This is a genomic window from Nocardioides sp. (genome assembly GCF_014360585.1).
Lineage (GTDB): Bacteria > Actinomycetota > Actinomycetes > Propionibacteriales > Nocardioidaceae > Nocardioides.
In genome coordinates this window covers 20,923-36,888 of record NZ_JACIXG010000025.1, presented here as the reverse complement: position 1 = coordinate 36,888, position 15,966 = coordinate 20,923, and the positions used below count along the sequence as shown (strand labels likewise).

At 69.7% G+C, this 15,966-nt stretch carries 13 protein-coding genes; 7 read left to right on the top strand and 6 right to left on the bottom strand.

Features of this window, described 5'->3' with window-relative positions; translation table 11 throughout:
- Positions 1-3: 3 nt before the first annotated feature.
- The 3 genes from H5T77_RS10555 to obgE all read right to left on the bottom strand — a co-directional run bounded on the left by H5T77_RS10555 (position 4) and on the right by obgE (position 3,748).
- Positions 4-978 carry an endonuclease/exonuclease/phosphatase family protein gene (locus H5T77_RS10555; protein ID WP_292648651.1) on the bottom strand — a complete coding sequence of 325 codons (975 nt, stop codon included), beginning with the start codon at positions 976-978 and terminating at the stop codon, positions 4-6.
- On the bottom strand, positions 975-2,087 hold the full coding sequence (gene proB / locus H5T77_RS10550; protein ID WP_292648649.1) for a glutamate 5-kinase: 1,113 nt from the start codon (positions 2,085-2,087) through the stop codon (positions 975-977). Before proB ends, H5T77_RS10555 begins: the two co-directional genes overlap by 4 nt.
- Before the next feature lie 98 nt (positions 2,088-2,185).
- Positions 2,186-3,748 (bottom strand): GTPase ObgE, encoded by a 1,563-nt coding sequence (gene obgE, locus H5T77_RS10545; RefSeq protein WP_292648647.1) that lies wholly within the window; start codon positions 3,746-3,748, stop codon positions 2,186-2,188.
- 89 nt (positions 3,749-3,837) lie between these two features.
- Between obgE and H5T77_RS10540 the strand changes: the two genes are divergently transcribed.
- Positions 3,838-4,692 carry an LLM class flavin-dependent oxidoreductase gene (locus H5T77_RS10540; RefSeq protein WP_292648645.1) on the top strand — a complete coding sequence of 285 codons (855 nt, stop codon included), beginning with the start codon at positions 3,838-3,840 and terminating at the stop codon, positions 4,690-4,692.
- Positions 4,693-4,765: 73 nt separating this feature from the next.
- On the opposite strand, the gene rpmA is transcribed toward H5T77_RS10540, so the two are convergent.
- The gene (rpmA, locus tag H5T77_RS10535) at positions 4,766-5,023 is read right to left on the bottom strand and encodes a 50S ribosomal protein L27 (RefSeq protein ID WP_179656849.1); all 258 of its coding nucleotides are present in this window, start codon (positions 5,021-5,023) and stop codon (positions 4,766-4,768) included.
- A gap of 36 nt (positions 5,024-5,059) precedes the next feature.
- The gene (gene rplU / locus H5T77_RS10530) at positions 5,060-5,362 is read right to left on the bottom strand and encodes a 50S ribosomal protein L21 (protein WP_292648642.1); all 303 of its coding nucleotides are present in this window, start codon (positions 5,360-5,362) and stop codon (positions 5,060-5,062) included.
- Positions 5,363-5,648: 286 nt separating this feature from the next.
- Here rplU and H5T77_RS10525 point away from each other — a divergent pair, with 286 nt between their 5' ends.
- The 6 genes from H5T77_RS10525 (at position 5,649) to H5T77_RS10500 (ending at position 12,058) form a co-directional block, all read left to right on the top strand.
- Positions 5,649-6,431, top strand: a complete 783-nt coding sequence (locus H5T77_RS10525; RefSeq protein WP_292648640.1) for a DeoR/GlpR family DNA-binding transcription regulator — start codon at positions 5,649-5,651, stop codon at positions 6,429-6,431.
- A 131-nt stretch (positions 6,432-6,562) separates the two neighbouring features.
- A complete protein-coding gene (locus H5T77_RS10520) occupies positions 6,563-7,939 on the top strand; it encodes an ABC transporter substrate-binding protein (protein WP_292648637.1) in 1,377 nt (458 codons plus the stop codon).
- Entirely contained in the window at positions 7,939-8,898 is a 960-nt protein-coding gene (locus tag H5T77_RS10515; RefSeq protein ID WP_292648634.1) for a carbohydrate ABC transporter permease, read from the top strand. The genes H5T77_RS10520 and H5T77_RS10515 overlap by 1 nt, the downstream gene beginning before the upstream one ends.
- On the top strand, positions 8,898-9,734 hold the full coding sequence (locus H5T77_RS10510; protein ID WP_292648633.1) for a carbohydrate ABC transporter permease: 837 nt from the start codon (positions 8,898-8,900) through the stop codon (positions 9,732-9,734). The genes H5T77_RS10515 and H5T77_RS10510 overlap by 1 nt, the downstream gene beginning before the upstream one ends.
- The gene (locus H5T77_RS10505) at positions 9,731-11,206 is read left to right on the top strand and encodes a mannitol dehydrogenase family protein (RefSeq protein WP_292648630.1); all 1,476 of its coding nucleotides are present in this window, start codon (positions 9,731-9,733) and stop codon (positions 11,204-11,206) included. Before H5T77_RS10510 ends, H5T77_RS10505 begins: the two co-directional genes overlap by 4 nt.
- Before the next feature lie 123 nt (positions 11,207-11,329).
- A complete protein-coding gene (locus tag H5T77_RS10500; RefSeq protein ID WP_292648628.1) occupies positions 11,330-12,058 on the top strand; it encodes a hypothetical protein in 729 nt (242 codons plus the stop codon).
- A gap of 159 nt (positions 12,059-12,217) precedes the next feature.
- Here the strand turns inward: H5T77_RS10500 and H5T77_RS10495 are convergent, their stop codons facing one another.
- Positions 12,218-15,811, bottom strand: a complete 3,594-nt coding sequence (locus H5T77_RS10495; protein ID WP_292648625.1) for an Rne/Rng family ribonuclease — start codon at positions 15,809-15,811, stop codon at positions 12,218-12,220.
- Positions 15,812-15,966 lie beyond the last annotated feature (155 nt).

Sequence of the window (15,966 nt, the reverse complement as noted above, 5' to 3'; positions counted from 1 at the left end):
AGGCTACCCCTCAGGAGTACCGAGATAGGCGACCAGCGCCAAGTGGTCGGACCCCGGCACCTCGACCGTCTCGGTCGCCAGCGCGACCAGGGCGTCACCGATGAGCACATGGTCGATCGCGGTCGCCGGCGGCAGAGGTATGCCGGCGAACCCCTCGGTCGGCCAGGTCGGCTGCCAGCCGGCGTTGCTCGCCCGGGCAGCGTCCTGCAGGTCCGCGTCGTCGAGCAGTCGCCGGGTCGTGTGGTGGTCGAGCGACGCGTTGAGATCTCCCAGGAGCAGGTCCGGCTTCTCCGCAGCCGCCGCCTCGATGATCAACTCCTGCTCGGCCGGCCACACCGCGAGCGTGGGCGGGGCGGGATGGGCGACGACGACCCGCCACTCTCCCACGTCGGCCGCCCACGACCCCATCGCCGTCTCGATCCGGCGTGACTTGGTGATCGGACGGTCGGCGAAGAGCATCGTGCCCATGGTGCCGGGGGCCGCCTCGCCGCTCCGATAGGGCAGCTGGTCCCCCAGCGCGACCGTCAGCTTCTCGAGCGCCTCCGCAGTGATCTCCTGGACGGCGAGCACGTCGACCTTGTTGGCGCGCACGGCATCGACCACCGCTTTGGTGTCGCCCTTGCCCTCCAAGAGGTTGGTGGTCATCACCGTCAACGGCTCACCGGCGCTGGTCGCCCGGGACCCGGCGTAGAACGGCGCCTGCCAGGCGACGTGCACCGCGAGCAGCAGCGCGACGACCCCGGCGACGACGGCGAGCCTGATCCGACCACGACCGGCGGCAAGCAACACCAGGACCAGGATCGCGACCAGGCACAAGGCGTACAGGACGACACCGAACGGCGCGAACGCAGCCAGACGCACCGCCCGCAGATCCGTGCTCGCCAGCGCCCGGGAGAGCGTGATCGCCAGCGCGGGCAGACCGCAGAGGACCAACACTCCCCAGCCCAGCACCAACGGCACCCACCGCGCCCGCTTCACAGGACGACCAGGTCGTCGCGGTGGATGACCTCCCGAGCGTACGCAGCCCCGAGGTTGGCCTCCAGATAGCCCGAGGAGCGCCCGGCCAGTCGCGGGATCTCGTCGGCGTCGTAGTTCACCAGGCCACGAGCGACGGCCGCCCCCGAGGGGTCGACGACATCGACCGGGTCACCGGCGTGGAACGCCCCCGAGGAGCCGGTGACCCCCGCGGCGAGCAGCGAGGCCCCGCGGCGACTGATCGCGGCGACAGCGCCGGCGTCGACGGTGATCGAGCCGACCGGCTCGGTGGCGTGCTGCAGCCAGAGCAGCCGCGCCGGCCGCCGCCTGCCGACGGCGTGGAACAGGGTGCCGACCGGCTCGCCCGCGAGCGCCGCCTCGGCCTGAGCCGCCGAGGTCAGCACGACCGGAACGCCGTCGTCGACAGCGATCCGGGCCGCCTCGAGCTTGGTCACCATTCCGCCCGTGCCGACCCCGGCGACGCCGGCCTTGCCGATGGTCACACCAGCGAGATCAGCCAGCGAGGCGACCTCATCGATCCGCCGTGAACCGGGCTGGGACGGTGGTGCGTCGTAGAGTGCGTCGACGTCGCTGAGCAGCACCAGCAGGTCGGCCTTGACCAGGTGGGCCACCAGCGCCGCGAGCCGGTCGTTGTCACCGAACCGGATCTCGGAGGTGGCCACCGTGTCGTTCTCGTTGACGATCGGGAGCACACCCAGGTCGAGCAGCTTCGACAGCGTCGCGTCGGCGTTGCGGTAGTGCGCCCGCCGGTTCAGGTCGTCGACGGTGAGCAGCACCTGGCCGGCGATGATGCCGTGCCGAGCGAGCTCGTCGGTGTAGCGGTGCACCAGCAGCCCTTGGCCCACGCTCGCCGCCGCCTGCTGCTTGGCCAGCGCCCGCGGACGCTTGGCCAGCCCCAGCGGCGAGAGCCCGGCCGCGATCGCCCCCGAGGAGACCAGCACGACCTCGGTGCCGGTGGCCCGGGTCTTCGCGAGCACGTCGACCAGAGCGCTCAACCGGTCGGGGTCGATGCCTCCCGAGGCCGTGGTCAGCGAGGACGATCCGACCTTGACCACCACCCGGCGTGCCCCGGTCACGACCTCGCGCTGCACCGATCCCCCTCGTACGTCAGCCTGTGCTCCTGCTGCGCCGGATCCTACCGGCGCCGAAGCCGATCGCTCCGCAGGTTTCCGCCGGTCGGGCGGAGCCGCTACTCCCCCGAGCGCTGTTCCGAGTCCGCCGACGGGTCGTTCTCGGCCCAGTCGCTGTCCGGGTCGTCCTCGCCGCCGATCTCGTACGAGACCGGGCCGGCGCCGTCACGCAGCCGCCGAGCGATGTCGGCGCGGGCTTCGTACTCTTCCTTGGTCTCCATCCCGGCGTCGATCTCGCGTCGCCGGGAGGCGGCGGGCCGCTCCTCGTAGAAGCGCTGGTCCTCGCCACGGCGGCCGAGCATCTCGGCGCCGGTGTCGATCGAGGGGCGGAAGTCGAAGACGACCGAGTTGGCCGGGTCGCCGATGATGACGGTGTCGCCCTCCACGGCCCCGAGCTCGACCAGGCGCTTCTCGACGCCGAGCCGGTTGAGGCGGTCGGCGAGGTAGCCGACGGCCTCCTCATTCTCGAAGTCGGTCTGGCGCACCCAGCGCTCGGGCTGCGGGCCGCGGACGAGGTATTCGCCGTTCTTCGAGACCTTGACCGTGAAGCCGTTCTTGCCCTCCACACCTTCGGGGCGCAGCACGATCCGGGTCGGTGCTGCCGCAGGGACGTCCTTGCGGGAGGCCGCAACGATCTCGGCCATCGCGTAGATCAGCTGCTGGGTGCCCTCGCCGGAGGCGGCTGAGATCTCGAAGACCTTCATCCCCCGCTTCTCGAACTCGTCGATGGTCATCTCGGCGATCGCGCGACCGTCCGGGACGTCGACCTTGTTGAGCGCGACCAGCCGCGGCCGGTCCTCGAGGCCGCCATGACGGGAGAGCTCGTTCTCGATGACGTCGAGGTCGTCGATCGGGTTGCGGCCCGGCTCGATGCTCGCGGTGTCGATGACGTGGACGAGCGCGGCACAGCGCTCGATGTGGCGCAGGAACTCGTGGCCGAGGCCTCGACCGTCAGCAGCCCCCTCGATCAGACCCGGCACGTCGGCGACGGTGAAGGTGATGTCGCCGCCCTTCACGACGCCGAGGTTCGGCACCAGGGTGGTGAACGGATAGTCGGCGATCTTCGGCCGGGCCCGCGAGATCGCCGCGATCAGCGACGACTTACCGGCGCTGGGGAAGCCGACCAGGCCGATGTCGGCGACGACCTTGAGCTCCAGGCCGATCTCCCGCGCCTCGCCCGGCTCGCCGAGGAGCGCGAACCCCGGTGCCTTGCGCTTGGAGGAGGCAAGGGCCGCGTTGCCGAGCCCACCACGCCCACCCTCGGCCAGGACCAGCTCGGAACCCGGGCCCACCAGGTCGGCGAGCACGTTGCCCTGCGGGTCGGTCACAACCGTGCCGTCAGGAACGGTGAGCACCATGTCCTCGCCGCGGGCGCCGTTCTTGAAGTCGCCCGCAGCCTGGCCCCCGTTGGCGGCCTTGCGCTTGGGACTGTGGTGGTAGTCGATCAACGTGGTCACATCGGGATCGACGCGCAGGATGATCGACCCGCCGGTGCCACCGTTGCCGCCGTCAGGACCGCCCAGCGGCTTGAACTTCTCGCGGTGCACCGACGCCACCCCGTGCCCGCCGCGACCGGCCTCGACGTGGAGGGTGACACGGTCGACAAAAGTGGGTACAGCCATGCCTCCAGCCTACCGACGGCAAGCCCCACAGTCGCTATCCGCGATCGGCCAACCCGCGGACCTGCCGACTCGGCACTAAGTTTGAGTCCATGCGAGTAGGAACAGTGATGTGGCCGATCGAGGACTGGCCGGCGATGGGCGAGCGTTGGGTTCAGGCCGAGCAGCTCGGGTTCGAGACGGCCTGGGTCTATGACCATCTGGCCTGGCGTGGGCACAGCCCCTGGGAGGAGGCGTTCACGTCGATGGCCGCCGCCGCGGCCCTCACCTCGACGATCCGGCTCGGGACCCTGGTGACCACCCCCAACTTCCGTACGCCGATCCCGACCGCCGCGGTGATCCGCAGCCTGGACCGCATCTCAGGTGGGCGGGTGACGATCGGCATCGGCGCGGGCGGCGACGACCACACCTCCGACGGAGATGTGCTCGGGCGGGAGTTCACTCCTCGCGAGCGCGCCGACCGGTTCGCGGAGTGGACCCGCACCGTCGACCGGCTGCTGCGTGAGTCACCGGTCACGATCGACGGCGAGCACTGGCAGACCCACGAGGTCACCGTCTCGCCCGGCCAGGTCCAGCAGCCTCGTACGCCGCTGTGGCTGGCCGGCAACGGCCCCCGCGGGATCCGGCTGGCCGCCGAGGTCGGCGACGGCTGGATCGCGAACCCCCAGGGCGAGGACCCGAAGGCGTACGTCGCCCAACGGCTCGAGATGCTCCGCGCGGCCTGCGAGGAGACGGGCCGGGACTACGCCGCGATTCCGAAGCTCTTCATGTCCGGTTTCACCGACGAGCCGTGGACCGAGTCTGCGGACGCGTTCGAGGACCTCGCCTGCTCCTACGCCGAGATCGGGATCACCGACATCGCGATCCACTGGCCCCGTGCCGGGACCCAGTGGGAGATGTCGTGGGACGTCTTCGAGGCGATCGCGGCTCGCGCGGCGGACCTCTGATCCTTCGTCAAGGCACACCCGAAGACGCCGAAGGGCCCTCTCCCGCAGGAGAGGGCCCTTCGAAAGGCGTTACTCAGGCGTCGCCCGGAACGATGTTGATCACCCGGCGGCCGCGGCGCTTGCCGAACTCGACCGCGCCCGGCTGCAGGGCGAACAGGGTGTCGTCGCCGCCACGGCCGACGTTGGTGCCGGGGTGGAAGTGGGTGCCACGCTGGCGGACGATGATCTCGCCGGCGCCGACGACCTGGCCGCCGAAGCGCTTCACACCGAGGCGCTGGGCGTTGGAGTCGCGACCGTTCTTGGTGCTTGCTGCACCCTTCTTGTGTGCCATCTTCTCAGTCCTTTAGGTGTCTCTAGAACGCCGGAATCAGGCGTTGATCGCGGTGACCTTGACCTGGGTGTACTTCTGACGGTGACCCTGGCGCTTCTTGTAGCCGGTCTTGTTCTTGTACTTCTGGATGATGATCTTCGGGCCCTTGGAGGCACCGACGATCTCAGCAGCCACAGAGGCCTTGTCGAGGCCGGTCGTGGTGACGGTCTCACCGTCGACGAGCATGACCACGGGCAGCGAGATCGCAGCACCGGCCTCGCCGTCGAGGCGGTCGATCTCGATGACGTCGCCGACAACGACCTTCTGCTGCTTGCTGCCAGCCTTCACGATCGCGTACACCGCGGTCTCCTTCATTGCTCCGAACTCAAAGTCTTGTGTCGCCCCGCGGCAAAGCAGACCGGACCCCGAAGCGATAGGTGCCAGCAGATGCCTGCAGGAACGGCGCACTGCGCACGCCGAGATTCAATCTTACGTACGCGGCCAGTTAGCCGCAAAACGCCGCGACACCGTCCGCTTGGACGATGCCGGGGACATTGTGCACCCGAGGGCCAGGATCTGGCCAACCGGGCGCCCGGTTCGGCCCTGTCCGCTGCGAACCGGGCACGATTGCGGGCATGATGCGCTCATGACGCCGACCGAACCATCGCACGCGAACCAGGCCAGGCAGGAGGAGATCCTGGCGCGCGCACGCGCGACCGGGCGGGTGTCCGTCACCGAGCTCGCCCCCGATCTCGGGGTGAGCGTCGAGACGATCCGGCGCGACCTCAAGGTGCTCGCCGACCGCGGCGTCGTGGAGCGGGTCTACGGCGGTGCGGTCGCCCTGGAGAGCGGCAGCTTCGAGACCTCGCTCGAGTTCCGGGCCGGCCGCGACGTCGACGAGAAGCACCGGATCGCGCGGGCGGCCCTCCAGCACCGGCGCGGCGCGGAGACGATCTACATCGACGAGGGCACCATGCCCCAGTTCCTGGCCGAGGAGCTCTTCGGGCACGGGCCGGCGACGATCATCACCCCGTCCCTGCCGGTGGCCACGCGACTCTCCGCCGACCCGGACCTCACCGTGATCGTCCTGGGCGGGCGCGTCCGCACCATCACCCGCGGCGTCGTGGACCAGTGGGCGACCCGGATGCTGGCCGACCTGGTGATCGACCTGGCCTACATCGGAGCCAACGGGATCTCCAGGGAACAGGGCCTCACCACCCAGGACCCGTCGGTGGCCGCGGTCAAGCGTGCCGCCATCGAACGCTCCCGCCGCCGGATCTTCTTTGGCGCCCACACGAAGTTCGGGGCCTCCAGCCTGTGCCGCTTCGCGGGCGTACGCGACTTCGAGCTCCTCATCACCGGCACCGAGCTCTCGGCCACCGAGGCACGTCGGTTCGCGGCCCTCGGACCGCGGGTCGTCCGGGCCTGAAAGACCCGGGAGATGAGCCTGAGAACGGGCAGCAACCGGGCGCTCCGGGCACATCGACCGGGCTAGGGGGTTCGGCGGAAACTACGCCATCGTGGTCGGTGACGACAGTCACACTGCGAGGAGGCAGACAGATGCGGGCACGGAGACGGACCTCCGCAGCGCTCACAGCGCTCTCACTGGCCACGGTCTTGTTGACCGCCTGCGGGACGGGCGGGCTCGGTGCCGGCGGCACGAGCGCGGGCGAGCACAGCATCACGGTGCTGATGGTCAACAACCCACAGATGCTCGAGCTCCAGGAGCTCACCGAGGAGCACTTCACCAAAGAGACCGGGATCGAGGTGAACTTCGTGGTCAAGGTCGAGCAGGACATGCGCGACACCGCGAGCACCGAGTTCGCCAACCAGTCCGGGATCTACGACGTGGCGACGCTGTCCAACTTCGAGATCCCCTACTACGCCGAAGCCGGCTGGATCTCGGACATGGAGAGCATCGCCAACGACCCCGAGTTCGACCAGGACGACATCCTCACCCCCATGACCGAGGCGCTCTCGGCCAACGGCAAGGTCTACGGACAGCCGTTCTACGGCGAGTCGTCGTTCCTGATGTACCGCAAGGACCTCTTCGAGAAGCACGGCCTCGAGATGCCGGCCGAGCCGACCTGGGACCAGGTCGCCGGCTTCGCCGCCACGATCAACGAGGCCGAGCCGGACATGCGTGGGATCTGCCTGCGCGGCCTGGCCGGCTGGGGCGACAACCTCGCCTCGATCACGACCGTGGTCAACACCATGGGCGGCACCTGGTTCGACGAGGACTGGAACGCCCAGGTGAACAAGGGTGGCTTCAAGAAGGCCGCCAACTTCTACGTCGACCTGGTCCGCGAGCACGGTGAGGCCGGTGCGGCGACCTTCAGCTTCCCGCAGTGCCTCAACGCCATGCAGCAGGGCAAGGTCGCGATGTGGTACGACGCCACCTCCGGCGCCGGGTCGCTGGAGGCGCCCGAGTCGCCGGTCAAGGGGAAGGTCGGCTACGTCGCCGCCCCGCACGACCAGACCGAGAACGCCGGCTGGCTCTACACCTGGGCCTGGGCGATCCAGAAGGCCTCGCGCCACCAGGAGGACGCCAAGGAGTTCGTCGCCTGGGCCTCCAGCAAGGAGTACGAGGAGCTGGTGATGACCGACACCGAGAACGACACCGGCGGCCCGACCAACGTCCCGGCGGGCAAGCGCGCCTCGACCTACGAGAACCCCGAGTACCTCGAGGTGGCCGGCTCCTTCGCGACGCCCACCATGAACGCGATCAAGAACGCCCAGGCCGACAACCCGGGGGTCCAGAAGCGGCCCTACACCGGCATCCAGTTCGTCGGGGTCCCGAGCTTCACCGACTTCGGCACCGAGTGCGCCAAGCAGCTCTCGAGCGCCATCTCGGGCTCGAAGACCACCGACGCGGCCCTCGACCGATGCCAGTCGCTCGCCCAGGCCTACGGCGACGTCCAGAAGGAGAAGCAGTGATGGCCGCCGTGACCGCACCCCCGCCCGCAGCTGCGGAGCCGACCGAGCCGACGGCGGCGCGGCCGCCCACGGCGTACAAGAAGTGGGGCCGCGAGTCCTGGAAGCTGCGCGCGCCCCTGCTGCCGGCGCTGATCTTCCTGATCGTGGTGACGCAGCTGCCGTTCGTCGCGACGCTGGTGATGTCGTTCATGAGCTGGAGCGCCCAGCCCGACGCCCCGGAGCGCAGCTTCGCCGGCTTCGACAACTTCAAGACGGTGTTCACGACGCCGGCCTACCGCACGGCCGTCCTGAACACCATCGAGATGACCGTGGTCGTCGTCGGGGTCAGCGCCCTGCTCGCCCTCGGGATCGCGCTGCTGCTCAACCACGCGTTCATCGGCCGCGGCCTGGTGCGCACGATGATGATCGCGCCGTTCCTGATCGTGCCGATCGCGGCCGCGGTCTTCTGGGGCAACGGCATCCTGATGACCGGGTTCGGCCTGGTCGACGGGGTGCTCGGTCAGCTCGGGGTCCCAGACGCTCAGAACATCGCGTTCCTCACCGACCATCCAAAGCTCGCCATCGAGATCGAGCTGATCTGGCAGTGGACGCCGTTCATGATGCTGATCCTGCTCGCCGGCCTGCAGTCGCAGGATCCGGAGGTGCTGGAGGCGGCGAGCATCGACGGCTGCAACGGGTGGCAGACGTTCGTGCACATGACGCTCCCCCACGTACGCCGCTATCTGGAGCTCTCGATCGTCCTCGGCACGATCTTCATCGTCCAGAACTTCGACTCGGTCCTGGGCATGACCGGCGGCCTGAACTCCACCAACGTCCCGTTCGCCGTCTACGAGACGTTCTACTCGGCCAAGGACTACGGCGTCGCCTCGGCCCTGGGCGTCGTCGTGGTCATCGGATCGCTGATCGTCGCGACCTTCGCGCTGCGCGTCGTGTCGTCCCTGCTCGAGGAGGAGAGCTGATGCGTACATGGAACCGGCGCCGGGTGGCGAAGATCGTCATCCCGCTCGCGGCATGGCTGATCGGCATCATCTTCGTGATCCCGATCCTCTACATGGTCCTGACCTCGCTGCACGCACCGCAGGACGCCCAGACCTATCCGCCCAGCTGGGGTGCGCCGCTGACGCTCGACAACTACGCCGGCCTGTTCAGCTCGGCGAACCCGATCACGCCGGCGCTGATCAACTCCGTGATCACCAGCATGATCTCGACGCTGCTCGTGCTCGCCCTGGCCATCCCCGCGGCGTACGCCCTGGCGATCAAGCCGGTGCGGAGATGGTCGGACACGATGTTCTTCTTCCTCTCGACCAAGATGCTGCCGATGGTCGCGGGCATCCTGCCGCTCTACCTGTTCACGACGAAGGTCATCAACATGCCTGACAACGTGATCATCCTGATCCTGATCTACACCGCGATGAACCTGCCGATCGCGGTCTGGATGATGCGCTCGTTCCTGGTCGAGGTGCCTACGGCGATCATCGAGGCGGCCTCGATCGACGGCGCCAGCACCTTCCGCATCCTGACCCGCATCGTGGCCCCGATCGCCATGCCTGGCGTCGCGGCGACCTCGCTGATCTGCTTCATCTTCGCCTGGAACGAGCAGCTCTACGCCAAGGTGCTCACCAGCGTCGCCGCGCAGACCGGTCCGGTCTACGTGAACACCCTGATCCAGACCGAGCACGCCTACCTCGCCGAGCTGGCCGCGGGGGCGACGCTGATCTCGCTGCCCGTGCTCATCGCCGGCTTCGCCGCCCAGGACAAGCTCGTCCAGGGCCTCTCCCTGGGGGCGGTCAAATGACCGAGGCACGACTCACGACGGCCAGGCTCGGCGAGCTCTCCGCGGCCGTTGCCGTCCCTGCGTACGACCGGACCGCCGTCACGCCCGGGATCGTGCATCTCGGGGTCGGCGGCTTCCACCGCGCCCATCAGGCGCGCTACGTCGACGACCTGCTGGCCTCGGGCGTCAGCGCCTGGGGCATCGTCGGCGTGGGGCTGATGCCCCAGGACGTACGCATGCGGGACGCGCTCGCCGCCCAGGACCACCTCTACACGCTCCTCGAGCGGGCTCCGGACGGGGACGTGCACAGGCGGGTGATCGGCTCGATCATCGACTACCTCTTCGCGCCCGACTCCCCCGAGGCCGTGCTGGCGTTGCTCACCGACCCGCGGATCCGGATCGTGTCGCTGACCATCACCGAGGGCGGCTACCACGTCAACCAGGCGACCGGCGGCTTCGACGCCTCCGACCCCGGGATCCAGGCCGACCTGCAGCCGGGGGCGGCGCCGACGACCGCGTTCGGTTACGTGGTGGAGGCGCTGGCGCGCCGTCGCGCCGCCGGGATCGCTCCGTTCACCGTGATGTCGTGCGACAACATCGCCGGCAACGGGGAGGTCGCCCGGGCGATGCTCTCTTCGTTTGCATCCTTGCGCGACCCGGACCTGGGTGACTGGATCGCAGCCGAGGTGGCCTTCCCGAGCTCGATGGTGGACCGGATCACCCCGGCGACCACCGATGCCGACATCGAGGAGGTCGGCTGGCGGTTCGGGATCCAGGACGCCTGGCCGGTGGTCAGCGAGCCCTTCTCCCAGTGGGTGCTCGAGGACCACTTCCCGCAGGGCCGGCCGCCGTTCGAGCAGGTCGGGGTCGAGATGGTGCCCGACGTCGAGCCCTACGAGCTGATGAAGCTGCGGCTGCTGAACGCCAGCCATCAGGCGCTGTGCTACCTCGGCTACCTCTCCGGCTACCGCTATGCCCACGACGTCTGCGCCGACCCGCTCTTCGTCGACTTCCTGCTCGGCTACATGTCGCAGGAGGCCACCCCGACGCTGCCGGAGGTGCCCGGCGTGGACCTGGCCGCGTACCAGCGGGAGCTGATCTCCCGCTTCGCCAACCCCCACATCCGCGACACCCTGGCGCGGCTGTGCGCCGAGAGCTCCGACCGGATCCCCAAGTGGCTCGTACCCGTCGTCTCGGCCCAGCTCGCCTCGGGAGGGTCCGTGCGCCGATCGGCGCTCGTCATCGCCTCCTGGGCCCGCTACGCCGAGGGTGTCGACGAGCAGGGCGCGCCGATCGACATCGTCGACCGGCGTCGGTCCGAGGTGATGGGCCGCGCGATCGCCCAGCGCGAGGATCCCCTCGCCTTCCTCCGCGACCCTGACCTCTTCGGCGACCTCATCGACTCCCCTGAGTTCACCGAGCCGTACGCCGAGGCGCTGGCGTCGTTGCACGCGGTCGGCGCGCGCAAGACTCTCGAGTCCTGGGAGACCTGACACACAGTTCGCGCAGTCTGGGCGGGTCGGCGCCGAATCGAGGTTGAACCGTGTGCATCGATGCACCAGGTTGGCCTCATGCCGGCAGCCGACCTGCCCAAACGTCGACCCTCGAGGTGAACTGTGTGCGCCGCTCCCGACCTCACAGACGTCCTCCGCGTACGTGGCGGGGCAATCACCCGCAAAGAGCTGCTCGACCTGGGGCTGCGTGACGAGTTGGACACCGCCCTCTCAGCAGGAAAGCTCGTCGCTCTCACCGGTGCCCGGGTGGCGCTTCCCGGACTTCCCGACGACAAGTCGGCCGCACTCGCGCTCGGCGGGGTCGTCTCCGGGCTCAGCGCGGCACGTGTGTGGGGCTGGTCGCTGAAGCATGAGCCCAGCCACATCGAGGTGACCGTGCCGCGCAACAGCTCGCGCAAGGCGCGACCAGGTGTGGTCGTACGCCGTCGGGATCTACGGCGCGGCGCGGGCTCGACCGGCGCCATCACCTCGCGGGCGCAGACCGTGGTCGACTGCGCCCGCGACCTTCCGTTCGATGCGGCGCTGTGCGTCGCCGACTCGGCGCTGCGCGATGGACTGGTCACCGGACTGACCCGCGAGGAGCTGGTCGCCGCAGCCGAGACGCTGCCCCGCACCGGACGGCAGCGGGCTCTGGATGTCGTCGTCGCCGCTGACCGCCGGGCGGCGAACGCGTTCGAGTCCGTGACCAGGGCGATCGTGCTTCCGATCGCAGGTCTCTCCGTCGAGCCCCAAGGCGACCTGGGATTCAGCGAGGCAGGTGCGGAGAAGTACGTCGCCAGGTCGAGCGAGTCGTCGAACGCCTCAGGCGTCAGACCCGCCTCGCGTGGATAGTCGCTCGACCCCGCCCTCGCCGAGTCGGTAGTTCTGGGCGACGAAACTCTACTTTCGTCCACCAGAAGTCACTTCTCGGCACGCCACTTCTACCTTCTCGGCGGGGAAGGCGAAGCCCCGGCTGCCGCTGGTGCGGGAGCCGGGGCTTCGTGGCCTACCTCAGCTGTCGTTCGACTGCGCCGTGTCGCGGCTGGCGCCGCCGCGGGTGCGGGTGACGACCTTGGGAGCCGGGATCGAGGCGGTGCCGTTGCTGACGACCGGTGCCTCCGACTTGGTCGCGGTCATCACAGCGCCCTCACCGGTGGTCACGACCTCGCGGCGGGCACCGCGGCGCTGCCGGGTGACCACCTTCGGCTTGGAGTCGACCGGCTCGGCCTTCACCGGTGCCACGTCGGCCGCCTCGGGCTGGGTCGCCTCAGGCTGGGTCACCTCGGGCTCGGGCGGGGCCACGGGAGCAGGCGCCTCGGCGACCGGCTCTGCGACGACCGGCTCGGCGGGCGTCGGCTCCGGCGCCACGGGCTCCGGCTTCGGCTTCGACTCCTTGACGGACGAGCTGCCGACGACGGCAGCCAGGACCGGACGACCGGTCGTCGCGGTACGGCGGGTGCGGGTCCGCGTGGTGACCTTGGGGGCCTCCGGCTCAGCGGCGGGCTCGACCGGCGTCTCGGTCCGTGCCTCAGGCTTGGACTCCGGCGTTGACTCCGGCTTGGACTCCGGCTTGGACTCGGCCGGGGCCGACCCCTTGGAGCGGCGGGAACGCGTACGGGTCGTGACCTTCGGCGCCTCGGGCTCTGCGGGCGTCGTCTCGGCCACCTCGGAGGTGGTCTCGACCGCCTCGACGGTCTCGGCCACCACAGGCTCGTCCGACTTCGACGCCCTGGACCGGCGAGAACGCGTACGAGTCGTGACCTTGGGGGTCTCGACAGGCTCGAACACCGCGGCGGGCTCGACGGTCTCCACCTCGGGCGCGGCCTCGGCAGGCTCGGTCACCGCAGCAGCGGCCTCGTTCTGCTTGGCCATGGCGGCGAACTCGGCGGGCGAGGGCGCCTTGGCGGACTCCTCCGCAGCATCCGTACGGGACTCGTTGCCGGTCTCGTCCTTGCCCTTGCCCTTGGTGCCGCGACCACCGCGGCGACGCGAGCGCGGCTCGTCGGGCGCGACGCCGGAGGACTTGCCGGCCTCGACCGGGTGCTCGTGGATCACGAGACCACGGCCGGCGCAGGCGTCACAGTTCTCGGAGAAGGCCTCGAGCAGGCCGGTGCCGATCCGCTTACGGGTCATCTGCACCAGGCCCAGCGAGGTGACCTCGGCAACCTGGTGACGGGTCCGGTCGCGGCCCAGGCACTCGACCAGGCGACGGAGCACCAGGTCACGGTTGGACTCGAGGACCATGTCGATGAAGTCGACGACGATGATGCCGCCGATGTCACGCAGCCGGAGCTGGCGGACCATCTCCTCGGCAGCCTCGAGGTTGTTCTTGGTGACCGTCTCCTCCAGGTTGCCGCCGGAGCCGGTGAACTTGCCGGTGTTGACGTCGACGACGGTCATCGCCTCGGTGCGGTCGATGATCAGCGATCCACCCGAGGGCAGCCAGACCTTGCGGTCCAGGCCCTTCGCGATCTGCTCGTCGATCCGGTACGCAGCGAAGGCATCGACGTCGCCGTCGTACTTCTCCACCCGCTCCTCAAGGTCGGGAGCCACCGACTGGACGTAGTCCTTGACGGTCTCCCACGACGAGTCGCCGGCGATGACGAGCTTGGCGAAGTCCTCGGTGAACAGGTCGCGGACGACCTTCAGGGTGAGGTCGGGCTCGCCGTAGAGAAGCTGCGGGCCGTTGCCGCCGGCCTTCTTCTCGATGTCTTCCCAGCGGGCCTTGAGACGCTCGACGTCGCGCGTCAGCTCATCCTCGGCTGCACCCTCCGCGGCGGTGCGTACGATCACGCCGGCCGTGTCGGGGACGATCTCCTTCAGGAGGGTCTTGAGGCGGTTGCGCTCGGTGTCGGGCAGCTTGCGGGAGATGCCGGAGGTGGTGCCGTCGGGCACGTAGACCAGGAATCGGCCGGCCAGCGAGATCTGCGAGGTCAGGCGGGCGCCCTTGTGGCCGATCGGGTCCTTCGTCACCTGGACGAGCACCTTCTGACCGGAGGTCAGCACCGACTCGATCTTGCGGGGCTGGCCCTCCTTCCAGCCGAGCGAGGGCCAGTTGACCTCACCGGCGTAGAGCACCGCGTTGCGGCCCTTGCCGATGTCGATGAACGCGGCCTCCATGCTCGGCAGCACGTTCTGGACACGGCCCAGGTAGACGTTGCCGATCAGGCTGGTCTGCGACTCGCGGGCGACGTAGTGCTCCACGAGGACCTTGTCCTCGAGGACGGCGATCTGGGTGAGGTCCTCGCGCTCGCGGATCACCATGACCCGCTCGACCGACTCGCGGCGGGCCAGGAACTCGGCCTCGCTCACGATCGGGGCACGACGGCGACCGGCTTCGCGGCCCTCACGGCGGCGCTGCTTCTTGGCCTCCAGACGGGTCGAACCCGCCAGCGCGGTGATCTGGTCGTCGCCGGTGCGGCTCTGACGGACCTTGGTGACGGTGTTCTCCGGGTCGTCCCCGCCGTCGCCCGAGGCTTCGCCGGCCCGACGGCGACGGCGACGACGACGGGAGGTGCCGCCCTCGCCCTGCTGATCGGCGTCGGAGTCCTTGCCGGCCTCGTCGTTCTCGGCCTCGGAGTCCTCGGACTTGCTGTCGGAGTCGGCGTCGGGGCCGTCGTCACCGTTGGCGCCCTTGCGACGGCGACGGCCGCCACGGCGACGACGGCGACGGCCGTTGCCGCCACCCTCACCATCGTCGGCGGAGCTCTCGTCGGACTCGGTCTCGGACTCGGTGTCAGTCGCGGTCGCCGTCTCGGCGGCAGCCTCGGTCTGCTCCTCGTCGGCGGCCTTCTCCTCGGCCGGCGCGGCGCTGCGGCCGTTGCGCCTGCGGGAGCGGGCCGGAGCCTCCTCCTTGGCGGCCTCCGCGGCGGGCTCGACGGTCGGCTCAGCGACGGGCTCAGCGGCCTGCGGCTCGTCCACGGCGGGCGTCTCGGCAGCCTGGACAGGCTCCTCGACGGGCTTGGGGTCGGCCGCCTTACGGGTTCGTCGCCGGGTGGTCGTCTTGGTCGGCGGCTGGAACAGCACCGCGGGAGCCACCGGACCGGCCTGCTCGGCCTCGGTCTCCTCGTCGGTCTCGTCGGCGGCGTCGGCCGCAGGGGCCTCGACGGGCTCGACGACCGGAGCGGTCTTCTTGGCGGTGGACTTCTTCGCGGCTGCCTTCTTGGCAGTGGTCTTCTTCGCCGCCGTCTTCTTGGCCGGAGCCTCGACGGTCTCGGCGGGAGTCTCGACGGTCTCGGCGGGAGTCCCGCCCTCCGGGGCGGCGGCCTCGGCGGCGGTCTCGACCTCGGCCGGCGCCGGAGCGGCGGCCTTCTTGGTCGTACGCTTGCGGGTCGTCTTCTTCGCCGCAGCCTTCTTCGCGGGGGCGTCAGCGGCCTCAGCGTTCTCGGCGGTCTCAGCGGCGGGAGCCTCGGCGGCCTCCGCCGGAGCGGCGGCCTTCTTGGTGGTGCGCTTGCGCGTGGTCTTCTTCGCCGCGGTCTTCTTCGCCGGAGCAGTCTCGCCGGTCGCTTCCGCGTCGGTCGTGGGGGTGGTGGGGTTGTCGGTCACCGGAGTCTGCGCCGTTTCAGCGCCGTTCTCGGTGTTCTCGACAGTGGTCTCGTCGGCCATGCCGTTCTCCTCATCCGGGACCTTCACAGGTGCCGGATAGTCAGGTGCCGGGAAACGGGCGCTGCGCAGTATCGAACTTTTTCCACGTAGCAGCCGCGTCGCGGCGCAAAGCTTGTCAGGGCGGCGGCATCCTCCGCTGCGGTGCGTCACAGGCG

Bases quoted from the DNA above. Each gene is read 5' to 3' on its own strand.
- obgE (WP_292648647.1), bottom strand. From the start codon at position 3,748: ATGGCTGTACCCACTTTTGTCGACCGTGTCACCCTCCACGTCGAGGCC.
- H5T77_RS10540 (WP_292648645.1), top strand. From the start codon at position 3,838: ATGCGAGTAGGAACAGTGATGTGGCCGATCGAGGACTGGCCGGCGATG.
- rpmA (WP_179656849.1), bottom strand. From the start codon at position 5,023: ATGGCACACAAGAAGGGTGCAGCAAGCACCAAGAACGGTCGCGACTCC.
- H5T77_RS10525 (WP_292648640.1), top strand. From the start codon at position 5,649: ATGACGCCGACCGAACCATCGCACGCGAACCAGGCCAGGCAGGAGGAG.
- H5T77_RS10520 (WP_292648637.1), top strand. From the start codon at position 6,563: ATGCGGGCACGGAGACGGACCTCCGCAGCGCTCACAGCGCTCTCACTG.
- H5T77_RS10515 (WP_292648634.1), top strand. From the start codon at position 7,939: ATGGCCGCCGTGACCGCACCCCCGCCCGCAGCTGCGGAGCCGACCGAG.
- H5T77_RS10510 (WP_292648633.1), top strand. From the start codon at position 8,898: ATGCGTACATGGAACCGGCGCCGGGTGGCGAAGATCGTCATCCCGCTC.
- H5T77_RS10505 (WP_292648630.1), top strand. From the start codon at position 9,731: ATGACCGAGGCACGACTCACGACGGCCAGGCTCGGCGAGCTCTCCGCG.
- H5T77_RS10495 (WP_292648625.1), bottom strand. From the start codon at position 15,811: ATGGCCGACGAGACCACTGTCGAGAACACCGAGAACGGCGCTGAAACG.